This window comes from Mycobacterium sp. ITM-2016-00316 (assembly GCF_002968335.2).
Lineage (GTDB): Bacteria > Actinomycetota > Actinomycetes > Mycobacteriales > Mycobacteriaceae > Mycobacterium.
In genome coordinates this window covers 4,767,416-4,785,438 of record NZ_CP134398.1, presented here as the reverse complement: position 1 = coordinate 4,785,438, position 18,023 = coordinate 4,767,416, and the positions used below count along the sequence as shown (strand labels likewise).

The following is an 18,023-nucleotide window of genomic DNA, read 5'->3' as shown; positions in this document are numbered from 1 at the left end:
CAGCGATGAGTGACAAGCGGCCGATCCGGCGTGCGTTGATCAGTGTGTACGACAAGACGGGGTTGGTGAACCTCGCCCGCGGCCTGCACGAGGCGGGCGTCAGCATCGTCTCCACCGGTTCGACCGCGAAAACCATTGCCGGCGCCGGGGTCCCGGTGACGCCGGTGGAGGATGTCACCGGTTTCCCCGAGGTGCTCGACGGCCGCGTGAAGACGTTGCACCCCAAGGTGCACGCCGGCGTGCTGGCCGATCTGCGCAAGTCCGAGCACGAGGCGGCGCTGACCGACTTGGGCATCGCGCCGTTCGAACTCGTGGTGGTGAACCTGTACCCGTTCAGCGAGACGGTGGCCTCCGGCGCCGGGCCCGACGAGTGCGTCGAGCAGATCGATATCGGTGGCCCGTCCATGGTGCGGGCGGCCGCGAAGAACCATCCCAGTGTCGCCGTGGTCGTCGACCCGCTCGGGTATGACGGTGTGCTGGCCGCGGTGCGCTCCGGCGGGTTCACCCTCACGGAGCGGAAGAAGCTGGCCGCGCTGGCTTTCCAGCACACCGCCGAGTACGACGTGGCGGTGGCGGCCTGGATGGTCTCGGTGCTCGCCCCGGAAGAGGGTGCGGAACTGCCGCGGTGGGTCGGGTCGACCTCGCGCCGCACCGTGGTGCTCCGCTACGGCGAGAACCCGCACCAGAAGGCGGCGCTGTACCGCGACGACTCCGGCTGGCCGGGACTTGCCCAGGCCGAGCAGTTGCACGGCAAGGAGATGTCCTACAACAACTACACCGACGCCGACGCCGCCTGGCGTGCCGCGTTCGACCACCAGCAGACCTGCGTGGCGATCATCAAGCACGCCAACCCCTGCGGTATCGCGGTGTCGTCGGTGTCGGTCGCCGATGCGCACGCCAAGGCGCACGCGTGTGATCCGTTGTCGGCCTTCGGCGGAGTGATCGCCACCAACAGCACCGTCAGCGTCGAGATGGCCGAGACGGTGGCCGATATCTTCACCGAGGTGATCGTGGCCCCGGCCTATGAGCCCGGCGCGGTGGAGGCGCTGACCAAGAAGAAGAACATCCGCATCCTGGTGGCCGCTGAACCTGAGGGGGCCGCTGTCGATTTCCGGCCGATCAGTGGCGGGCTGCTGGTGCAGGAGCGCGACGCACTCGACGCCGAGGGCGACGATCCGAACAACTGGACGTTGGCCTCCGGCGATCCGGCCGACCCGGCGATGTTGGCCGATCTGGTCTTCGCCTGGCGTGCGGGCCGGGCGGTGAAGTCCAATGCCATCGTGATCGCCAAGGACGGCGCCACTGTCGGTGTCGGTATGGGACAGGTCAACCGGGTCGACGCGGCGCGGCTCGCCGTCGAGCGGGCCGGTGAGCGTACCCAGGGCGCGGTGGCGTCATCGGACGCTTTCTTCCCGTTCCCGGATGGCCTGCAGACGCTGATCGACGCCGGGGTCAAGGCGGTGGTGCATCCGGGCGGATCGGTGCGCGACGACGAGGTCACCGCGGCGGCGACGGCGGCCGGCATCACGCTGTACCTCACCGGGGCACGGCACTTCGCGCACTAGTACGGCGAACCGGGGTCAGGCGGTGGCTTCGCGACTTGCGGCTGCCGTCACGTGGTCGACGAAGGACGCGATCTCCCCGACGGCGCGGCGGGCGTCGGGGTTGACGTCGAAGGACAGCTGGAACATGTGCATCGCCTTGTCCCAGACCTGAACCCACACCGGTACACCCGCGGCGGTGAGCTGATCGGCCAGCACGAAGGTGTCGTTGCGCAGCATCTCGTCAGTGCCGATCTGCAGCAGGAACGGGCCCAACCCCGCCGCGTTGGACTCGGCGGGCATGACCGGCACCGGCCGTGTCCCGTTGACGGTGGCGAACACGTCGTAGATGAACTTCACCGTCATGAACGGGAACAGCACGTCCTTGTGATCGCGCAGGGCGCGGTACTTGAGGTCCATATCGGCGGACGTCAACGCCGACAGCAGCACCTGCCCGGCGGGGACCGTCAACCCGGCGTCCCGGATGGCCAATGCGGTGTCGGCGGCGATCAGCCCGCCCGCCGAATCGCCGGCGAGCACGATGCGGCCGGGCTCAAAGCCCAGCGTCAGCGCGTGCCGGTAGGCGTCCAACCCGTCCTCCACGGCCTCGTCGATGCTGGCCTGCGGTGCCAGCCGGTAGCCGACGTTCAGCACCCGGGCACCCGTGGCGGCCGAGAGCTTCGAGGCGAACCGGCGGTGCGAGTTCAGGCCGAGTGTCACCAGCGCCGAACCGTGGAAATAGATGATGACGCGATCCGAATCCTCAGAGGTGGGCGCCAGCACCCATTCGGCGGGACAGTGCGGCAGCCGTTCGGGGGTGACGACGGTGCCGGGCAGCGCCCGGATGAGGCGCAGCGGGCGGTCGATGATGTCGAGGTGCGCGCGCTGCAGGCCGGCCGGCCAGATCCGGTTGACGAGCAGGCCGATGCACGTGAGCAATCCCAGGACCGGCCGCAGCGTGAGTGCGGTCAGTATGCCCAGTGCGCGGGACTGCCAGGACGCCGGGCCGAAGCTCACTGTGCTGGGCCGATCACGCCATTCGTGCAAGTTCACGGTACCCATGGTACTGGGTATTTTTCTCATGGCGAAGCCCGGAACGGTCAGGTGGGCAAGCCCACAGTCGACAGCAGTCGTAGCGTGGACGTCGTGACGTCACCTAATGATCTGCCCCGCACCGTCGGCGAGCTGCGCGCCTCAGGCCATCAGGAGCGCGGGATCAAGCAGGAGATCCGGGAGAACCTGCTCGCACGCCTCGCCGAAGGCGACGAGATCTGGACCGGGCTGTTCGGTTTCGAGGACACGGTGCTGCCCCAGGTGGAGCGTGCGTTGATCGCCGGCCACGACTTCGTGTTGCTCGGTGAGCGCGGCCAGGGCAAGACCCGGCTGCTGCGGTCGCTGATCGGGCTGCTCGACGAGTGGACGCCGGTGATCGAAGGTTCCGAGCTGCGCGAGCATCCCTATTCCCCGATCACCCCGGCATCGATCCGCCAGGCGGCCGCCGCGGGCGACGGCCTGCCGATCGGGTGGATCCACCGCAGCGAGCGCTACACCGAGAAGCTCGCCACCCCGGACACCAGCGTGGCCGACCTGGTCGGCGATATCGACCCCATCAAGGTCGCCGAGGGCCGCAGTCTCGGCGATCCGGAAACCATCGCCTACGGTCTCATTCCGCGTTCGCACCGGGGCATCGTCGCGGTCAATGAGCTGCCCGACCTCGCCGAGCGCATCCAGGTCGCGATGCTCAATGTGATGGAGGAGCGCGACATCCAGGTGCGCGGCTACACGCTGCGGCTGCCGCTCGACGTGCTCGTGGTGGCCAGCGCCAACCCCGAGGACTACACCAACCGCGGCCGCATCATCACCCCGCTCAAGGACCGCTTCGGCGCCGAGATCCGGACGCACTACCCGCTGGAACTCGATGCCGAGGTCGGTGTCATCTCCCAGGAGGCGCACCTGTCCGCCGAGGTCCCCGAATATCTGCTGGCCGTCATCGCCCGGTTCGCCCGCGCCCTGCGCGAATCCACCGCGGTCGATCAGCGCTCGGGTGTCTCGGCGCGCTTCGCCATCGCCGCCGCCGAGACGGTGGCGGCCTCGGCCCGGCACCGCGGCGCCATCCTCGGCGAGCAGGATCCGGTGGCCAGGGTGGTCGATCTCGGCACCGTGATCGAGGTGCTGCGCGGCAAGCTGGAATTCGAATCCGGTGAGGAGGGCCGCGAGCAGGCGGTGATGGAGCACCTGCTGCGCCGCGCCACCGCGGATACCGCGTCCCGTGCCCTCGGCGGCATCGATGTCGGGCCGTTGGTGGCTGCCGTGGAGGCCGGTTCGCCGGTGACCACGGGGGAGCGGGTATCGGCGAAGGACGTGCTGGCCGCTCTGCCCGAACTGCCGGTGCTCGACGAGATCGCCGAGCGCCTCGGCGCCCAGACCGAGGGGCAGCGCGCGGCCGCGGTGGAGCTCGTGCTGGAGGGCCTGTATCTGGCCAAGCGCATCGACAAGCAATCCGATGAGGGTGAAACCGTCTATGGCTAAACGCCTTTCCAGGTATTCGCGGTACTCCGGTGGGCCCGACCCGCTGGCGCCCCCGGTCGATCTGCGGGAGGCGCTCGATGCGATCGGTGAGGACGTCATGTCCGGTGCCTCACCGCGCCGGGCGTTGCAGGAGCTGATGCGCCGCGGCACCGAGAACATGCCGGGGGCCGATCGGCTGGCCGCCGAGGTGAACCGCCGGCGTCGGGAACTGTTGCAGCGCAACAATCTCGACGGGACCCTGGCCGAGGTCAAGAAGCTGCTCGACGAGGCCGTGCTGGCCGAGCGCAAGGAGCTCGCGCGGGCGCTGGACGATGACGCCCGCTTCAACGAGATGCAGATCGAGGCGCTGTCGCCGTCCCCGGCCAAGGCGGTCCAGGAACTCGCCGAATACGACTGGCGCTCACCGGAGGCCCGGGAAAAGTACGACCAGATCAAGGATCTGCTCGGCAGGGAGATGCTCGACCAACGCTTCGCCGGGATGAAGGAGGCGCTGCAGAACGCCACCGACGAGGACCGGCAGGCGATCAACAAGATGCTCGACGACCTCAACGATCTGCTGGAGAAGCACGCCAAGGGCGAAGACACCCAAGAGGACTTCGAGAAGTTCATGGCCGAACACGGCCAGCACTTCCCGGAGAACCCGCGCAATGTCGACGAACTGATGGACTCGTTGGCCAAGCGCTCCGCCACCGCGCAGCGTTTCCGCAACAGCCTGTCCGAATCCCAGCGTGCCGAACTGGATGCGCTGGCGCAGCAGGCCTTCGGATCCCCGTCGCTGATGAACGCGCTGAACCGGCTGGACGCCAACCTGCAGGCGGCCCGCCCCGGCGAGGACTGGTCGGGTTCCGAAGAATTCAGCGGTGACGACCCGATGGGCATGGGCCAGGGCACTCAGGCGCTGGCCGATATCAGCGAGCTCGAGCAACTCGCCGAGCAGCTGTCGCAGAGCTACGCCGGCGCGACCATGGAGGACGTCGACCTGGACATGCTGGCCCGCCAGCTCGGCGACGAGGCCGCGGTCAACGCGCGCACGCTCGCCGACCTCGAGCGCGCCCTGACCGAACAGGGCTTCCTGGACCGCGGCTCCGACGGTCAGTTCCGGTTGTCACCCAAGGCGATGCGACAGCTCGGGCAGACCGCGCTGCGTGATGTGGCGCGACAGCTTTCCGGTCGCCACGGTGAGCGTGAGACGCGCCGGGCCGGTGCGGCGGGCGAGCTGACCGGCGCCACCCGGCCGTGGGCGTTCGGGGACACCGAACCGTGGAACGTCACCCGCACCATCACCAATGCGGTGCTGCGGCAAGCCGGCGGAGGGATAACCGACGGCCCGGTGCAGTTCAGCGTCGAGGATGTCGAGATCTCCGAGACCGAGACCCGAACCCAGTCGGCCGTGGCACTGCTGGTCGACACCAGCTTCTCCATGGTGATGGAGAACCGGTGGCTGCCGATGAAGCGGACCGCGCTGGCGCTCAACCATCTGGTGAGCACCCGGTTCCGTTCCGACGACCTGGAGATCATCGCGTTCGGCAGGCACGCGCGCACCGTCAGCGCCGCGGAGTTGACCGCGCTGGAGGGCGTGCGCGATCAGGGCACCAACCTGCACCACGCGCTGGCGCTGGCCGCCCGGCATCTGCGCAGGCACCCCAATGCGCAGCCAGTGGTGATGATCGTGACCGACGGCGAGCCGACCGCGCACCTGGAGGATTTCGGCGACGGTGCCGAGGCGTTCTTCTACTACCCACCGCACCCACGCACCATTGCGCTGACGGTGAAGGGATTCGACGAGTTGGCCGCGCTCGGGGCGCAGCTGACGATCTTCCGCCTCGGCAGCGATCCGGGACTGGCCCGGTTCATCGACCAGGTGGCGCGCCGCGTCGGGGGCCGGGTGGTGGTGCCGGATCTGGACGGGCTGGGCGCAGCGGTGGTCGGGGACTATCTACGGGCCCGCCGCCGCTGACGGATTCCGGGCGTACGCGTGGAGTTCGAGCAAAGAAAACGCTTCAGCTGTTCTTGCGCTTCTTACGCTTGATGCCGACGCTGCCCCACAGTGAGAACCCGCGGATGGTGATGCACGGTGCGCCGGGTGTGCCCTGCTCGCCGACGTGATCGAAGGACCCCATCACGCCGTGGCCGCGGACGGCGACGTTGACCTCCGGCGGCAGCAGGATGGTCTGCCCGCCGAAGATCGAGATCGAGTGGATGTCCACCTCGGGCGAGGTGAAATCGGCGTACCGCAGATCGATCACACCACCCCCGAACAGGGCGAACGCGGTGAGCCGCTTCGGGACGTTCCAGCGGCCGCGCCGCTCGAAGCCGCTCAGGATGGCCAGCAGCAACGTCGATGGTGCGGGCTTGCGGGTGCCCCCGCAATTGGCGGTGGTGGCGAAATCCGGCAGATCGGCGGACAACCGGGCCAGTTCGCCGTGCGTGGTGGCGGCATAGGCCTTGGCCAACCGCTGTTCGTATTCGTCCATCGACAGCCTGCCCTGAGAGGCGGCGTCGGTCAGCAACTGAGCTACCTGAATGCGCTCGGCGTCGCCGGCGCGGGTCGAGCCGTTCTGCCACGACGAAGTGCTCATCGTTACTGAGCCTACGACTCACGCCGGTAAACGCAAGCTCGTCGTCGAAACTGGCAAACCCGAGGTGTTCGCTCACGCCCAGTCGGGGCTGCGTTTCTGCAGGAAGGCCAGCATGCCCTCGCGGGCCTCGGCGGAGGTGAACAGCTCGGCGGACTGTGCGGTCAACGCGTCGGCGTGCGTATCGAACCCGGCGAGGATCCCGGCCGTCGTGAGCGCCTTGGACGCCGCCAGACCCTGCGGGGAGGCCTTGGCGATATCGGCGGTCAGGGTGTCGACCGTGCCGGTCACGTCGTCGGCGGCGATGGTGATCAACCCGATGTCGGCGGCCTCCGCCGGGCCGAACTTCTCGCCGGTGAGGAAGTAGCGGCCCGCCGCCCGCGCGGTCAACTTCGGCAGCAGCGTCAGCGAGATGATCGACGGGGCGACACCGATGCGGGCCTCGGTGAGCGCGAACGTGCTCTGCGGCCCGGCCACCGCGATATCGCACGCACCGACCAGTCCCATGCCGCCGGCGCGGACGTGACCGTCCACCGCGGCGATCACCGGCACCGGTGCGGCCAAGATGGCCCGCAGCAGCCGGGTCATCTCGCGGGCGCTGTCCACCGCGATGTCTCCCGGGTCCCGGTCGGCGGCCTCACTGAGGTCGGCGCCGGCGCAGAAGGTCCGCCCGGTGTGCCCGAGCACCACCACCCGCGCCCCGGCCGCGACGGCGTCGTCGACACCGCGGTGCAGCTGTTCGACGAGCGCGGTGGACAGCGCGTTGTGGTTGTGCGGGGAATCCAGCGTCAGCCGGGCGACCCGGCCCTCCACGGCGTACTGGACGAGCATCAGTACGACCGGGGCAGGCCCAGCGAGGTCTGCGCGACGAAGTTCAGGATCATCTCCCGGCTCACCGGCGCGATACGGGCCAGCCGGGAGGCGGTCAGCACCGACGCGATGCCGTACTCCTTGGTCAACCCGTTGCCGCCCAGCGACTGCACGGCCTGGTCCACCGCGCGCACCGAAGCCTCGCCGGCGGCGTACTTGGCCATGTTCGCGGACTCAGCGGCGCCGAAATCGTCACCGCTGTCATAGAGCGCGGCGGCCTTCTGCATCATCAGCTTGGCCAGCTCGATCTCGATGTGATTCTGCGCCAACGGATGTGAGATGCCCTGATGCGCGCCGATGGGTGTCTTCCACACCTGCCGGGTCTTGACGTAGTCGGTGGCCTTGCCGATGGCGAAGCGTCCCATGCCGACGGCGCTGGCCGCCCCCATGATGCGCTCGGGGTTCAGCCCGGCGAACAGCTGCGCGATCGCCGCGTCCTCGGAACCGACCAACGCGTCCGACGGCAGCCGCACCTCGTCGAGGAAGACCTGGAACTGGTACTCGGGGCTGAGGATCTCCATCTCGATCTTCGTCCAGGACAGCCCCGGGGTGTCGGTGGGCACCACGAACAGCGCCGGCTTCAGATTGCCGGTCTTGTGATCCTCGGTGCGCCCGACCACGAGTACCGCCTGGGCCTGGTCGACACCGGAGATGTAGACCTTCTGCCCCGACAGGATCCAGTCGCTGCCGTCGCGGCGCGCGGTGGTGGTGATGCGGTGGCTGTTGGAGCCGGCATCGGGTTCGGTGATGGCGAAGGCCATCGTGATCGAGCCGTCGGCGATCCCCGGGATCCAGCGCTTCTTCTGTTCGTCGGTACCGAACTTGCTGATGATGGTGCCGTTGATGGCGGGGGAGACCACCATCATCAGCAGCGGGCAGCCGCCCGCCGACATCTCCTCCATCACCATCGACAACTCGTACATGCCAGCGCCGCCGCCGCCGTACTCCTCGGGCAGGTTGACCCCGATGAAGCCGAGCTTGCCTGCCTCCGACCACAGTTCGTCGGTGTGAGCGCCGGCGCGCGCCTTCTCCAGGTAGTAGTCCTGGCCGTAGTTGGCGGCCATCGCCGAGACGGCCTTACGCAGCGCCTGCTGTTCCTCGGTCTCGATGAAGCTGGTCACGATTGATCTCCTTCGGGGTTCTCGATCCGGGCCAGGACGGCTCCGACCTCGACCTGTTGTCCGGGCTGCACATTCAGTTCGGCGAGCACACCGTCGCCCGGGGCGGTGATGGTGTGCTCCATTTTCATGGCCTCCAGCCAGATCAACGGCTGTCCGGAGGTGACGGTGTCTCCTGCTGCGGCACCCACCCGCACCACCGAGCCGGGCATCGGGGCGAGCAGCGAACCGTGCGCCACCGCGGAGTCCGGGTCCGGGAAACGCGGAAGGCTGATCAGCGGGGCGGGACCGATCGGCGAATCGACGAAGACGTCGTCTCCGTAGCGGGCCACGTCGAACGGCTGCTCGGCGCCGCCCACGGACAGCACCACCCGGCTGGGGCTGCTCGACACCACGGTGACATCCGGGAAGTCGGGCAACTCGACCGCACTGCGGCCGACGCGATACCGGATGAGCTGTTCCTCTCCGGCGGCGTCCCGGAACACCCGGGTCTGGTAGCCCGAGAAGAGGTTGCGCCACCCGCTGGGCGCGGGACCGAAAGCAGTGGCGGTGCTGCGGTTGTGTGCGGCATCGGCGAGCGCGGCAGCCAGCGCCGACAGGGCGGCGGTGTCCGGCGGGGCGGCCGCCAGGTCGGCCAGTCCGTGGGTGTCGAAGAACGCGGTGTCGGTGTCACCGGCCAGGAACGCCGGGTGCCGCAACACATTGACCAGCAGATGGCGGTTGGTCCCCACCCCGTGAATCCGGGCGTGGGCCAACGCATCCGCAAGGGTCGCCGCGGCTCGCTGCCGGGTGGACGCGAACGAGATCACCTTCGCCAGCATCGGGTCATAGAACACCGATACCTGTGAACCGTCCACGATGCCCGAATCCAGCCGGACCCCGACCCGGCCGAGCGTGCCGAACTCGGTGCGCGCAGCGGGAACCGCGAAATGGTGCACGGCACCGGCCTGCGGCTGCCAGCCCCTGGCCGGATCCTCGGCGTACAGCCGGGCCTCGATCGAATACCCCTGCGCCGCGGGGGGTTGCGCGGGAAGTGCGACCCCGTCGGCCACTTCGATCTGCAATTCGACGAGGTCGAGACCGGTGGTTTCCTCGGTGACCGGATGCTCCACCTGCAGCCGGGTGTTCATCTCCAGGAAGAAGAAGTCCCCGTGTGCGTCGGCCATGAACTCGACGGTGCCCGCTCCGGTGTACCCGATGGCTCCCGCGGCCAGCCGGGCCGCCTCGAAGAGCTTGGCGCGCATCCCCGGTGTGCGTTCCACCAGGGGCGAGGGCGCCTCCTCGATGACCTTCTGGTGCCGGCGCTGAATCGAGCATTCACGCTCGCCGACGGCCCACACGGTGCCATGCTGATCGGCCATCACCTGGACCTCGATATGGTGGCCGGCGGCCAGATAGCGTTCGCAGAACACCGTCGGATCGCCGAACGCAGACTGGCTTTCCCGTTGCGCGGCAGCCACTTCGGTGGGCAGCGCCGCGAGATCGCGAACCACCCGCATACCGCGTCCGCCACCGCCGGCGGACGCCTTGATCAGCACCGGCAGCTGCGCGGCCGTCACCGCGGCCGGATCCAGTTCGGCCAGCACCGGAACGCCGGCGGCGGCCATCAGTTTCTTGGCTTCGATCTTGGAGCCCATCGACTGCACCGCCGACACCGGCGGGCCGATCCAGACCAACCCGGCCCGCTGCACGGCCTCGGCGAAATCCGCGTTCTCGGAGAGAAATCCGTATCCCGGATGGATGGCGTCGGCGCCGGCCGTATGCGCCGCGGCGATGAGCTGTCCGGCATCGAGGTAGCCGTTGCGGCCCTCCAGGCGCACCCGGACATCGGCCTCGTCGACGTGCGGGGACGCGGCATCGGGATCGGTGTACACCGCGACGGTACCGATGCCGAGGCGACGGCAGGTGGTGAACACCCGGCGGGCGATCTCGCCACGGTTGGCGACGAGGATTCTGGTGATCATTTCGCGATGCTTTCCGCGATTTGCGCACCATCTGTAACGCTCACCGTTACTGATGGTGCGCAAATCGCTGAGGAGGGAGTGGTCACGACGCTCACATCCTGAAGACGCCGAAGTTCGACGTCCCCTCGATCGGTCCGCTGGCAATGGCGGACAGGCACATTCCCAGCACGGTGCGGGTGTCGCGCGGGTCGATGACACCGTCGTCGTAGAGCCGGCCGGACAGGAACATCGGCAGGGATTCCGCCTCGATCTGCGCCTCGACCGCGGCGCGCAACGCGGCGTCGGCGGCCTCGTCGACCTGCTGGCCGCGGGCTTCGGCGGCGGCCCGGCTGACGATCGACAGCACGCCGGCCAGCTGCGTGCCGCCCATCACCGCGGATTTCGAACTGGGCCAAGCGAACAGGAAACGCGGGTCGTAGGCGCGCCCGCACATCCCGTAGTGGCCGGCCCCGTAGGACGCCCCGATGAGCAGGGAGATGTGCGGCACCGTCGAGTTGGAGACGGCGTTGATCATCATCGATCCGTGTTTGATCATGCCGCCCTCCTCGTACGCCTTGCCGACCATGTATCCGGTGGTGTTGTGCAGGAACAGCAATGGCGTGTTCGCGCGATTGGCCAGCTGGATGAACTGGGTGGCCTTCTGCGACTCCTCGGAGAACAGCACGCCGCGGGCGTTGGCGAGGATGCCGACCGGATAGCCGTAGAGCGTGGCCCATCCGGTGACCAGCGATGAACCGTAGAGCGGTTTGAACTCGTCGAAGTCCGAGCCGTCCACGATGCGGGCGATCACATCGCGCGGGTCGAACGGGATGCGCAGGTCGGCGCCGACGATGCCGAGCAACTCCTCGGCGTCGTACTCGGGCTCGACGACCGGGGCCGGGGCCGGGCCCTGTTTGCGCCAGTTCAGCCGCGCCACGACGCGCCGTCCGATGCGGATCGCATCGAGTTCGTCGTCGGCCAGGTAGTCACCCAGACCGGACGTGCGGGCGTGCATCTCGGCGCCGCCCAGGGACTCGTCATCGGATTCCTCGCCGGTGGCCATCTTGACCAGCGGGGGTCCGGCGAGGAACACCTTGGAGCGTTCCCTGATCATCACCACGTGATCGGACATGCCGGGCACGTAGGCGCCGCCGGCGGTGGAGTTGCCGAAAACCAGTGCGATGGTGGGGATGCCGGCCGCCGACAGTCTGGTCAGATCGCGGAACATCTGCCCGCCCGGGATGAAGATCTCCTTCTGGGTCGGCAGGTCCGCGCCGCCGGATTCCACCAGGGAGATCACCGGAAGCCGGTTCTGGATGGCGATCTGGTTGGCGCGCAGGATCTTCTTCAGCGTCCACGGGTTGCTGGTGCCGCCCTTGACGGTGGGGTCGTTCGCGACGATCAGGCATTCGACACCCTCGACGGCGCCGATACCGGTGACCACGCTGGCGCCGACGGTGAAGTCGCTGCCCCAGGCGGCCAGCGGGCTCAGCTCCAGGAACGGGGCATCCGGATCCAGCAGCAGTTCGACGCGTTCGCGTGCCGTCAGCTTGCCCCGGGCATGGTGGCGGTCGACGTACTTGCTGCCGCCGCCGGCGAGGGCGCGTTCGTGTTCGGTGGCCAGTTCGGTGAGCTTGGCCGCCATGGCGTCGGCGGCTTCGTGGTAGGTGGCCGCGCGCGGATCCAGGGTCGATGTCAGTCGGGTCATTGCAAGCCCATCGTCTTGGCCGCCAGCGAGGTGAGGATCTCGGTGGTGCCGCCGCCGATGCCCAGGATGCGCATATCGCGGTACTGCCGCTCCACCTCGGATTCGGCCATGTAGCCCATCCCGCCGAACAATTGGACGGCCTGATTGGCGACCCATTCGCCGGCCTCCACGGCGGTGTTCTTGGCGAAGCAGACCTCGGTGATCAGGTTCGTCTCACCCGCCATCTCGCGCTCCACCAGCCGGTGGGTGTACACCCGTGCCACATCGATGCGCCGCGCCATGTCGGCCAGCGTGTTCTGCACGGCCTGCCGCGAGATCAGCGGTCGGCCGAAGGTCTCCCGGTCCCGGCACCACTGGACGGTCAGGTCCAGGCACCGTTGTGCACTGGCATAGGCCTGGGCGGCCAGGCCCACCCGCTCGGAGACGAAGGCGCCGGCGATCTGCACGAAACCGGTGTTCTCGGCGCCGACGAGGTTCGCGGCGGGCACGCGGACATCGGTGTAGGACAGTTCGGCGGTATCACTGGAACGCCAGCCCATTTTCTCCAGCTTGCGACTGACCTCGAAGCCCGCAGTGTGCTTGTCCACGACGAGCAGGGACACCCCGGCGGCGCCCGGTCCGCCGGTGCGCACCGCGGTGACCACGTAATCGGCGCGCACACCTGAGGTGATGTAGGTCTTGGCGCCGTTGACGATGAAATCGTCCCCGTCCCGGACAGCCTTGGTGGTCAGGTGCCCGACATCGGAGCCGCCGCCGGGTTCGGTGATGGCCAGTGACCCGATGAGATCACCGCGCAAGGTGGGCCGAACGTAGGTGTCGATGAGGCGCTGATCGCCCGAGGCGATCATGTGCGGCACGGCGATGCCGCAGGTGAACAGCGAGGCGAACGTGCCGCCCGGTACGCCGGCCTGATGCAGTTCTTCGCAGATGATCACCGCGTCCGCGCCGTCACCGCCCCCGCCGCCGACCGCTTCCGGGTAGGGCGCGCCGAGCAACCCGGCCGCACCGGCCTTGGCGTGCAGTTCGCGCGGTATTTCACCGGCGCGTTCCCACTCCTGCGCGTGGGGCAGGATCTCGCGTTCGGCGAACGCCCGCACCGTCTTTCGCAGGTCGTCACGTTCGGGGGCGTGCCAGATGCTGTTCCTCATTGCTTGGCTCTCCCTTGCTCCGGTCCTCGCTCGTGCCTCGCTGCGATCCTCACGTGGGTTCGCCTTCGCATCACAACAGCCTTTCCGGGAGGTCGACATATCGGGATCTCAGCCATTCGCCCAGGCCTTTGGCCTGCGGATCGAAGCGGGCCTGGTAGGCGACGCCCTGTCCGAGGATGTCCTCGATGACGAAGTTGACCGCCCGTAGCCGCGGCAGCAGGTGCCGGCTCACCGGCAGCTCGGCGGTCTCGGGGAGCAGTTCGCGCAGCTTGTCGACGGTCAAAGTATTTGCCAGCCAATGCCATTGGGCATCTGCTTTGTTTCCCGTCGCTTCGCTCGCCCCGGCCCGCACCCAGACCCCGACATTGGCGGAGCCGCCCTTGTCGCCGCTGCGGGCGCCGGCGATGCGGCCCAGCGGCGCCCGGACGGTGGGGCCCGGTTCGATCGGCTCGGGAAGTTCGGGTGCCTCGGCGGGCTCGACGACCAGCGTCTCGGTCGCCGGGGCGATGGCCACGCGGGTGCCGTCGGCGTGCACGGCGACATGCGGCACCGCGGCGGCATCGACATAGCCCGGGGTGAACACCCCGTACACCTGGCCGTCTCCGGGAGGGGCGGTCGAGGTGAAGCCTGGGTAGCTGGCCAGCGCCAGTTCCACTGCGGCGGAGGAAAACTGGCGTCCCACGATCTTGGGGTCGGGGTCGCGGACGACGCAGTGCAGCAGCGCGCTGGCGGCTTCCTCGGTGTCGGCGTCGGGATGATCGGTGCGGGCCAGCGTCCACTGCAGCTCGGCGGGGCGGACCTTGAGGTGGCTTTCCAGTTGGGACCGGATCAGCTCGGCCTTGGCCTCGATGTCCAGGCCGGTCAGCACGAACGAGGTGGCATTGCGGAAGCCGCCGATGCTGTTCAGGGAGACCTTCAGCGTCGGGGGTGGGGCCTCGCCGCGCACCCCGCTGACCCGGACCCGGTCGGGACCGGCTGCGGAGAGCGAGACCGAATCCATGCGCAGCGTGACGTCCGGGTTCGGGTAGCGCGCACCGGCGATTTCGTAGAGCAGCTGCGCGGTGACGGTGTCGGTGCTGACCAGTCCGCCGGTGCCGGGGTGCTTGGTGATGATCGAGGAACCGTCGGCGGCGATCTCGGCGATCGGGAAGCCGGGGTGGTAGCAGCCGTGGATCCCCGGAATTTCGGTGAAGAACGAGAAGTTGCCGCCGGTGGCCTGGGTGCCGCATTCGATGATGTGGCCGGCCGCGACCGCGCCGGCGAGGGCGTCGTAGTCCGTGCGGGTCCAGCCGAAATGGGCGGCGGCCGGGCCGACGATCACCGAGGCGTCGGTGACGCGACCGGTGACGACGACATCGGCTCCGGAGTTCAGGCACTCGACGATGCCCCAGGCCCCCAGGTAGGCGTTGGCGGCGAGCGGTGCCGTTCCCCCGAACCCGAGCTCGTCGGCCCGCGCGACGAGGTCATCGCCCTCGACGTGGGCCACGTTCACGGTCAGTCCGAGGCGGTCGGCGAGCTCGCGCACCGCGGTGGAAAGCGCGCCCGGATTCAGGCCGCCGGCGTTGGCGACGATCTTCACGCCCTTGTCCAGGGCGAGTCCGAGCGTGTCCTCCAGCTGGCGCAGGAAGGTCTTGGCGTAGCCGAGCTCGGGGTTCTTGGCCCGGTCGCGGGCCAGGATCAGCATGGTCAGTTCGGCCAGGTAGTCGCCGGTGAGGTAGTCGAGGTCACCACCTTCGAGCATCTCCCGCATGGCCGCGATGCGGTCACCGTAGAACCCCGAGCAGTTGCCGATCCGCACTGCTGCAGACTCCACTGAAAGCTCCCATCGCACTTCGACCAACCGGTAGGTAGATTAGTCGGTACCGACGGTACCGCGTCAAGGGGTGGGCCTTGATCCGTCCGCTGTTGCAGTCTTGCGCCAGGGGCATCGCCTCGGGGCCGAAACCGCGCACGTTCTTGGGCAGTTTGGAGGCATCCGGCGGTGCGGGCTATCCTGTGTTGCAACTTGCCGTCGCTGTTCGCTGCGCGGCGGAAACCCGCAAGAGGAGATCTCCAACATGGCTGTGCCCAAGCGCCGGATGTCGCGCTCGAACACCCGTAGCCGCCGGTCGCAGTGGAAGACCGAGGCCGTCGGCCTGGTCAACGTCGCTGTGGGCGGCCAGCAGCGCAAGGTGCCGCGTCGCCTGCTCAAGGCCGCCCGCCTCGGCCTGGTCGACCTCGACCGCAAGTAACTGCCCCAACGGCGCGCCTCTCAGGTCGCTCTCAGATAGAGGGATGACACTGTGGCTGTGCGCATTCTTGTCGTTGATGACGATCGCGCGGTGCGCGAATCTCTGCGCCGGTCGCTTTCGTTCAATGGATACTCCGTCGAGCTCGCCCAGGATGGTGTCGAGGCCCTCGAGGCGATCTCCAGTGATCGACCGGACGCCCTTGTCCTGGACGTGATGATGCCGAGGCTCGACGGCCTCGAAGTGTGTCGGCACCTCCGCAGTACCGGTGACGATCTGCCGATCCTCGTGCTCACCGCGCGGGATTCGGTCTCCGAGCGGGTGGCCGGCCTGGATGCGGGAGCCGATGACTACCTGCCCAAGCCCTTCGCGCTGGAGGAACTGCTGGCCCGGATGCGCGCCCTGCTGCGCCGCCGCACCCTTCCGGAGGAGAACGCCGATTCCCGGGCGTTGACTTTCTCCGACTTGAGCTTGGACCCGGTGACACGTGAGGTGTCCCGCGGTGAACGACAGATCAGCCTGACCCGCACCGAGTTCTCGCTGCTGGAAATGCTCATCGCCAACCCCCGGCGGGTCCTGACCCGCAGCCGCATCCTGGAGGAAGTCTGGGGATTCGACTTCCCGACCTCGGGCAATGCGCTGGAGGTGTACGTCGGTTACCTGCGTCGTAAGACGGAGGCAGAGGGTGAACCGCGGCTCATCCACACCGTGCGCGGGGTGGGTTATGTGCTGCGGGAAACCCCGCCCTGATGCGGCTGTTCAAGAAGCCGGTGTTCCGATCGGATAGCCAACGCCGGTACACCAGAAACGTCAGCGCGGTCTCGCTGCGCTGGCGGGTGATGTTGCTGGCGATGTCGATGGTGGCGATGGTCGTGGTGCTGATGGCTGTCGCCGTGTATGCCGTCGTCTCCCGCTCCGTCTACGACGACATCGACACCCAGCTGCACAGCCGCGCACAACTGCTCATCGAGAGCGGGTCGCTGGCCGCGGACCCCGGCAAGGCCATCGAGGGCACCGCCTACTCCGACGTGAACGCGATGTTGGTCAGCCCCGGACGCTACATCTACACCGCCAATCAGCAGGGCCAGACGCTGCCGCTCGGTGCGCCGGAAAAGGCCGTCGTCCAGGGCGAGTTGCTGATGTCCCTGCGCACCGTGAACAACCAGCGGGTGCTGGCGGTACATCTGGCCGACGGTAACTCCCTGCTGATCTCCAAGAGCCTGGCGCCCACAATCGCACTGCTGAACCGATTGGGCACCGTGCTGGCCATCGTCGGTGCCTCCGGTATGGCGGTGGCCGCGATATCCGGGGGGATGGTCGCGCGCGCCGGCCTGCGCCCGGTGGCACGGTTGACCCAGGCCGCAGAGCGGGTCGCGCGCACCGACGATCTGCGGCCCATCCCGGTCGTCGGCACCGATGAGCTGGCCCGGCTGACCGACGCCTTCAACATGATGCTGCGGGCGCTCGCGGAATCCAGGGAGCGCCAGTCCCGGCTGGTGACCGACGCCGGTCACGAATTGCGCACCCCGCTCACCTCGTTGCGCACCAATGTCGAGCTGCTGATGGCCGCGATGGCGCCCGGCGCACCCCGGCTGCCCGAAGGCGAGATGGTCGAACTGCAGGCCGATGTGATCGCCCAGATCGAGGAATTGTCCACCTTGGTGGGCGATCTGGTGGACCTGACCCGCGATGACGAAGGGGTGGTGATCCGGGAGAAGGTCGACCTGTCCGACGTCGTGGACCGCGCGCTGGAACGAGTTCGTCGCCGCCGCAACGATATCGACTTCGACGTGAACCTGATCGACTGGCAGGTCGACGGCGATGTCGCCGGACTGTCCAGGGCGGTGCTCAACGTGCTCGACAATGCCGCCAAATGGAGCCCGCCCGACAGCACCGTGCTGGTGCGGCTGTGGCAACGCGACGCATTGCACGCCGAACTCGTCATCTCGGATATGGGTCCGGGCATTCCGCCGCAGGAACGCGACCTCGTGTTCGAGCGGTTCTACCGCTCCACATCGGCCCGTGCGATGCCCGGTTCGGGTCTGGGACTGGCGATCGTCAAACAGGTGGTCCTCAAACACGGTGGGACACTTCAGGTTGACGACACCGTGCCAGGAGGCGAGCCGTCGGGCGCCTCGGTGCGTATCGTGCTGCCGGGCCGTCGGGTGCTGCCCGAGAGCGCCACGGCGACCGCGCCGTTCCAGGCACCGACCGGGATATCGCCGACACGCGGGGACACATCGATGGACGCCACGTCCGCCGGCGCAGACAATAGGTAGCGTCCGGCAGGGGTGACGTGGCGAAATCTTCAGAAATTGATGGGTTCGGCCGGGTCATTCTCTAAGTGGATTCTCAGCCCAGC

14 protein-coding genes are annotated in these 18,023 nt (G+C 68.2%); 6 read left to right on the top strand and 8 right to left on the bottom strand.

Annotation, left to right across the window (positions count from 1 at the left end; all coding sequences use genetic code 11):
- Nucleotides 1-5 precede the first annotated feature (5 nt).
- A complete protein-coding gene (gene purH, locus C6A86_RS23000; protein ID WP_105362778.1) occupies nt 6-1,565 on the top strand; it encodes a bifunctional phosphoribosylaminoimidazolecarboxamide formyltransferase/IMP cyclohydrolase in 1,560 nt (519 codons plus the stop codon).
- A gap of 15 nt (nt 1,566-1,580) precedes the next feature.
- Here purH and C6A86_RS22995 read toward each other — a convergent pair whose 3' ends face one another.
- Nucleotides 1,581-2,603: an alpha/beta hydrolase gene (locus C6A86_RS22995; RefSeq protein ID WP_396834142.1), complete on the bottom strand. Its 1,023-nt coding sequence runs from the start codon at nt 2,601-2,603 to the stop codon at nt 1,581-1,583.
- An 84-nt stretch (nt 2,604-2,687) separates the two neighbouring features.
- Between C6A86_RS22995 and C6A86_RS22990 the strand changes: the two genes are divergently transcribed.
- Both C6A86_RS22990 and C6A86_RS22985 read left to right on the top strand, forming a co-directional pair.
- Entirely contained in the window at nt 2,688-4,070 is a 1,383-nt protein-coding gene (locus tag C6A86_RS22990; RefSeq protein ID WP_105362785.1) for an ATP-binding protein, read from the top strand.
- Entirely contained in the window at nt 4,045-6,027 is a 1,983-nt protein-coding gene (locus tag C6A86_RS22985; protein ID WP_105362779.1) for a VWA domain-containing protein, read from the top strand. The genes C6A86_RS22990 and C6A86_RS22985 overlap by 26 nt, the downstream gene beginning before the upstream one ends.
- Before the next feature lie 43 nt (nt 6,028-6,070).
- Here C6A86_RS22985 and C6A86_RS22980 read toward each other — a convergent pair whose 3' ends face one another.
- The 7 genes from C6A86_RS22980 to C6A86_RS22950 all read right to left on the bottom strand — a co-directional run bounded on the left by C6A86_RS22980 (nt 6,071) and on the right by C6A86_RS22950 (nt 15,231).
- Nucleotides 6,071-6,649: a DUF1707 domain-containing protein gene (locus C6A86_RS22980; RefSeq protein ID WP_105362780.1), complete on the bottom strand. Its 579-nt coding sequence runs from the start codon at nt 6,647-6,649 to the stop codon at nt 6,071-6,073.
- 72 nt (nt 6,650-6,721) lie between these two features.
- Nucleotides 6,722-7,477, bottom strand: a complete 756-nt coding sequence (locus tag C6A86_RS22975; protein WP_311100881.1) for an enoyl-CoA hydratase family protein — start codon at nt 7,475-7,477, stop codon at nt 6,722-6,724.
- Nucleotides 7,477-8,580, bottom strand: a complete 1,104-nt coding sequence (locus C6A86_RS22970) for an acyl-CoA dehydrogenase family protein (RefSeq protein WP_233212909.1) — start codon at nt 8,578-8,580, stop codon at nt 7,477-7,479. The genes C6A86_RS22975 and C6A86_RS22970 overlap by 1 nt, the downstream gene beginning before the upstream one ends.
- A gap of 53 nt (nt 8,581-8,633) precedes the next feature.
- Entirely contained in the window at nt 8,634-10,598 is a 1,965-nt protein-coding gene (locus C6A86_RS22965; RefSeq protein WP_105362253.1) for a biotin carboxylase N-terminal domain-containing protein, read from the bottom strand.
- 91 nt (nt 10,599-10,689) lie between these two features.
- Nucleotides 10,690-12,285 (bottom strand): acyl-CoA carboxylase subunit beta, encoded by a 1,596-nt coding sequence (locus C6A86_RS22960; RefSeq protein ID WP_105362254.1) that lies wholly within the window; start codon nt 12,283-12,285, stop codon nt 10,690-10,692.
- The gene (locus C6A86_RS22955; protein ID WP_105362255.1) at nt 12,282-13,433 is read right to left on the bottom strand and encodes an acyl-CoA dehydrogenase family protein; all 1,152 of its coding nucleotides are present in this window, start codon (nt 13,431-13,433) and stop codon (nt 12,282-12,284) included. Before C6A86_RS22955 ends, C6A86_RS22960 begins: the two co-directional genes overlap by 4 nt.
- Nucleotides 13,434-13,503: 70 nt before the next feature.
- Nucleotides 13,504-15,231, bottom strand: coding sequence for an acyclic terpene utilization AtuA family protein (locus tag C6A86_RS22950; protein ID WP_199196093.1), 1,728 nt, complete (start codon nt 15,229-15,231; stop codon nt 13,504-13,506).
- A gap of 259 nt (nt 15,232-15,490) precedes the next feature.
- On the opposite strand from C6A86_RS22950, the gene rpmF reads away from it, so the two are divergent.
- From rpmF to C6A86_RS22935, 3 genes are read left to right on the top strand one after another with little or no spacing between them, the layout of a single operon-like run.
- On the top strand, nt 15,491-15,664 hold the full coding sequence (rpmF, locus tag C6A86_RS22945) for a 50S ribosomal protein L32 (protein ID WP_057168308.1): 174 nt from the start codon (nt 15,491-15,493) through the stop codon (nt 15,662-15,664).
- Nucleotides 15,665-15,721: 57 nt separating this feature from the next.
- The gene (locus tag C6A86_RS22940; protein WP_105362257.1) at nt 15,722-16,411 is read left to right on the top strand and encodes a response regulator transcription factor; all 690 of its coding nucleotides are present in this window, start codon (nt 15,722-15,724) and stop codon (nt 16,409-16,411) included.
- Nucleotides 16,411-17,940, top strand: a complete 1,530-nt coding sequence (locus tag C6A86_RS22935; RefSeq protein WP_396834137.1) for an ATP-binding protein — start codon at nt 16,411-16,413, stop codon at nt 17,938-17,940. The genes C6A86_RS22940 and C6A86_RS22935 overlap by 1 nt, the downstream gene beginning before the upstream one ends.
- The last annotated feature ends 83 nt before the right edge of the window (nt 17,941-18,023 follow it).

Coding starts and splice junctions, on each gene's coding strand:
- purH (WP_105362778.1), top strand. CDS start 6: ATGAGTGACAAGCGGCCGATCCGGCGTGCGTTGATCAGTGTGTACGAC.
- C6A86_RS22995 (WP_396834142.1), bottom strand. CDS start 2,603: ATGGGTACCGTGAACTTGCACGAATGGCGTGATCGGCCCAGCACAGTG.
- C6A86_RS22985 (WP_105362779.1), top strand. CDS start 4,045: ATGAGGGTGAAACCGTCTATGGCTAAACGCCTTTCCAGGTATTCGCGG.
- C6A86_RS22980 (WP_105362780.1), bottom strand. CDS start 6,649: ATGAGCACTTCGTCGTGGCAGAACGGCTCGACCCGCGCCGGCGACGCC.
- C6A86_RS22975 (WP_311100881.1), bottom strand. CDS start 7,477: ATGCTCGTCCAGTACGCCGTGGAGGGCCGGGTCGCCCGGCTGACGCTG.
- C6A86_RS22970 (WP_233212909.1), bottom strand. CDS start 8,580: ATGGCCGCCAACTACGGCCAGGACTACTACCTGGAGAAGGCGCGCGCC.
- C6A86_RS22965 (WP_105362253.1), bottom strand. CDS start 10,598: ATGATCACCAGAATCCTCGTCGCCAACCGTGGCGAGATCGCCCGCCGG.
- C6A86_RS22960 (WP_105362254.1), bottom strand. CDS start 12,285: ATGACCCGACTGACATCGACCCTGGATCCGCGCGCGGCCACCTACCAC.
- C6A86_RS22955 (WP_105362255.1), bottom strand. CDS start 13,433: ATGAGGAACAGCATCTGGCACGCCCCCGAACGTGACGACCTGCGAAAG.
- rpmF (WP_057168308.1), top strand. CDS start 15,491: ATGGCTGTGCCCAAGCGCCGGATGTCGCGCTCGAACACCCGTAGCCGC.
- C6A86_RS22935 (WP_396834137.1), top strand. CDS start 16,411: ATGCGGCTGTTCAAGAAGCCGGTGTTCCGATCGGATAGCCAACGCCGG.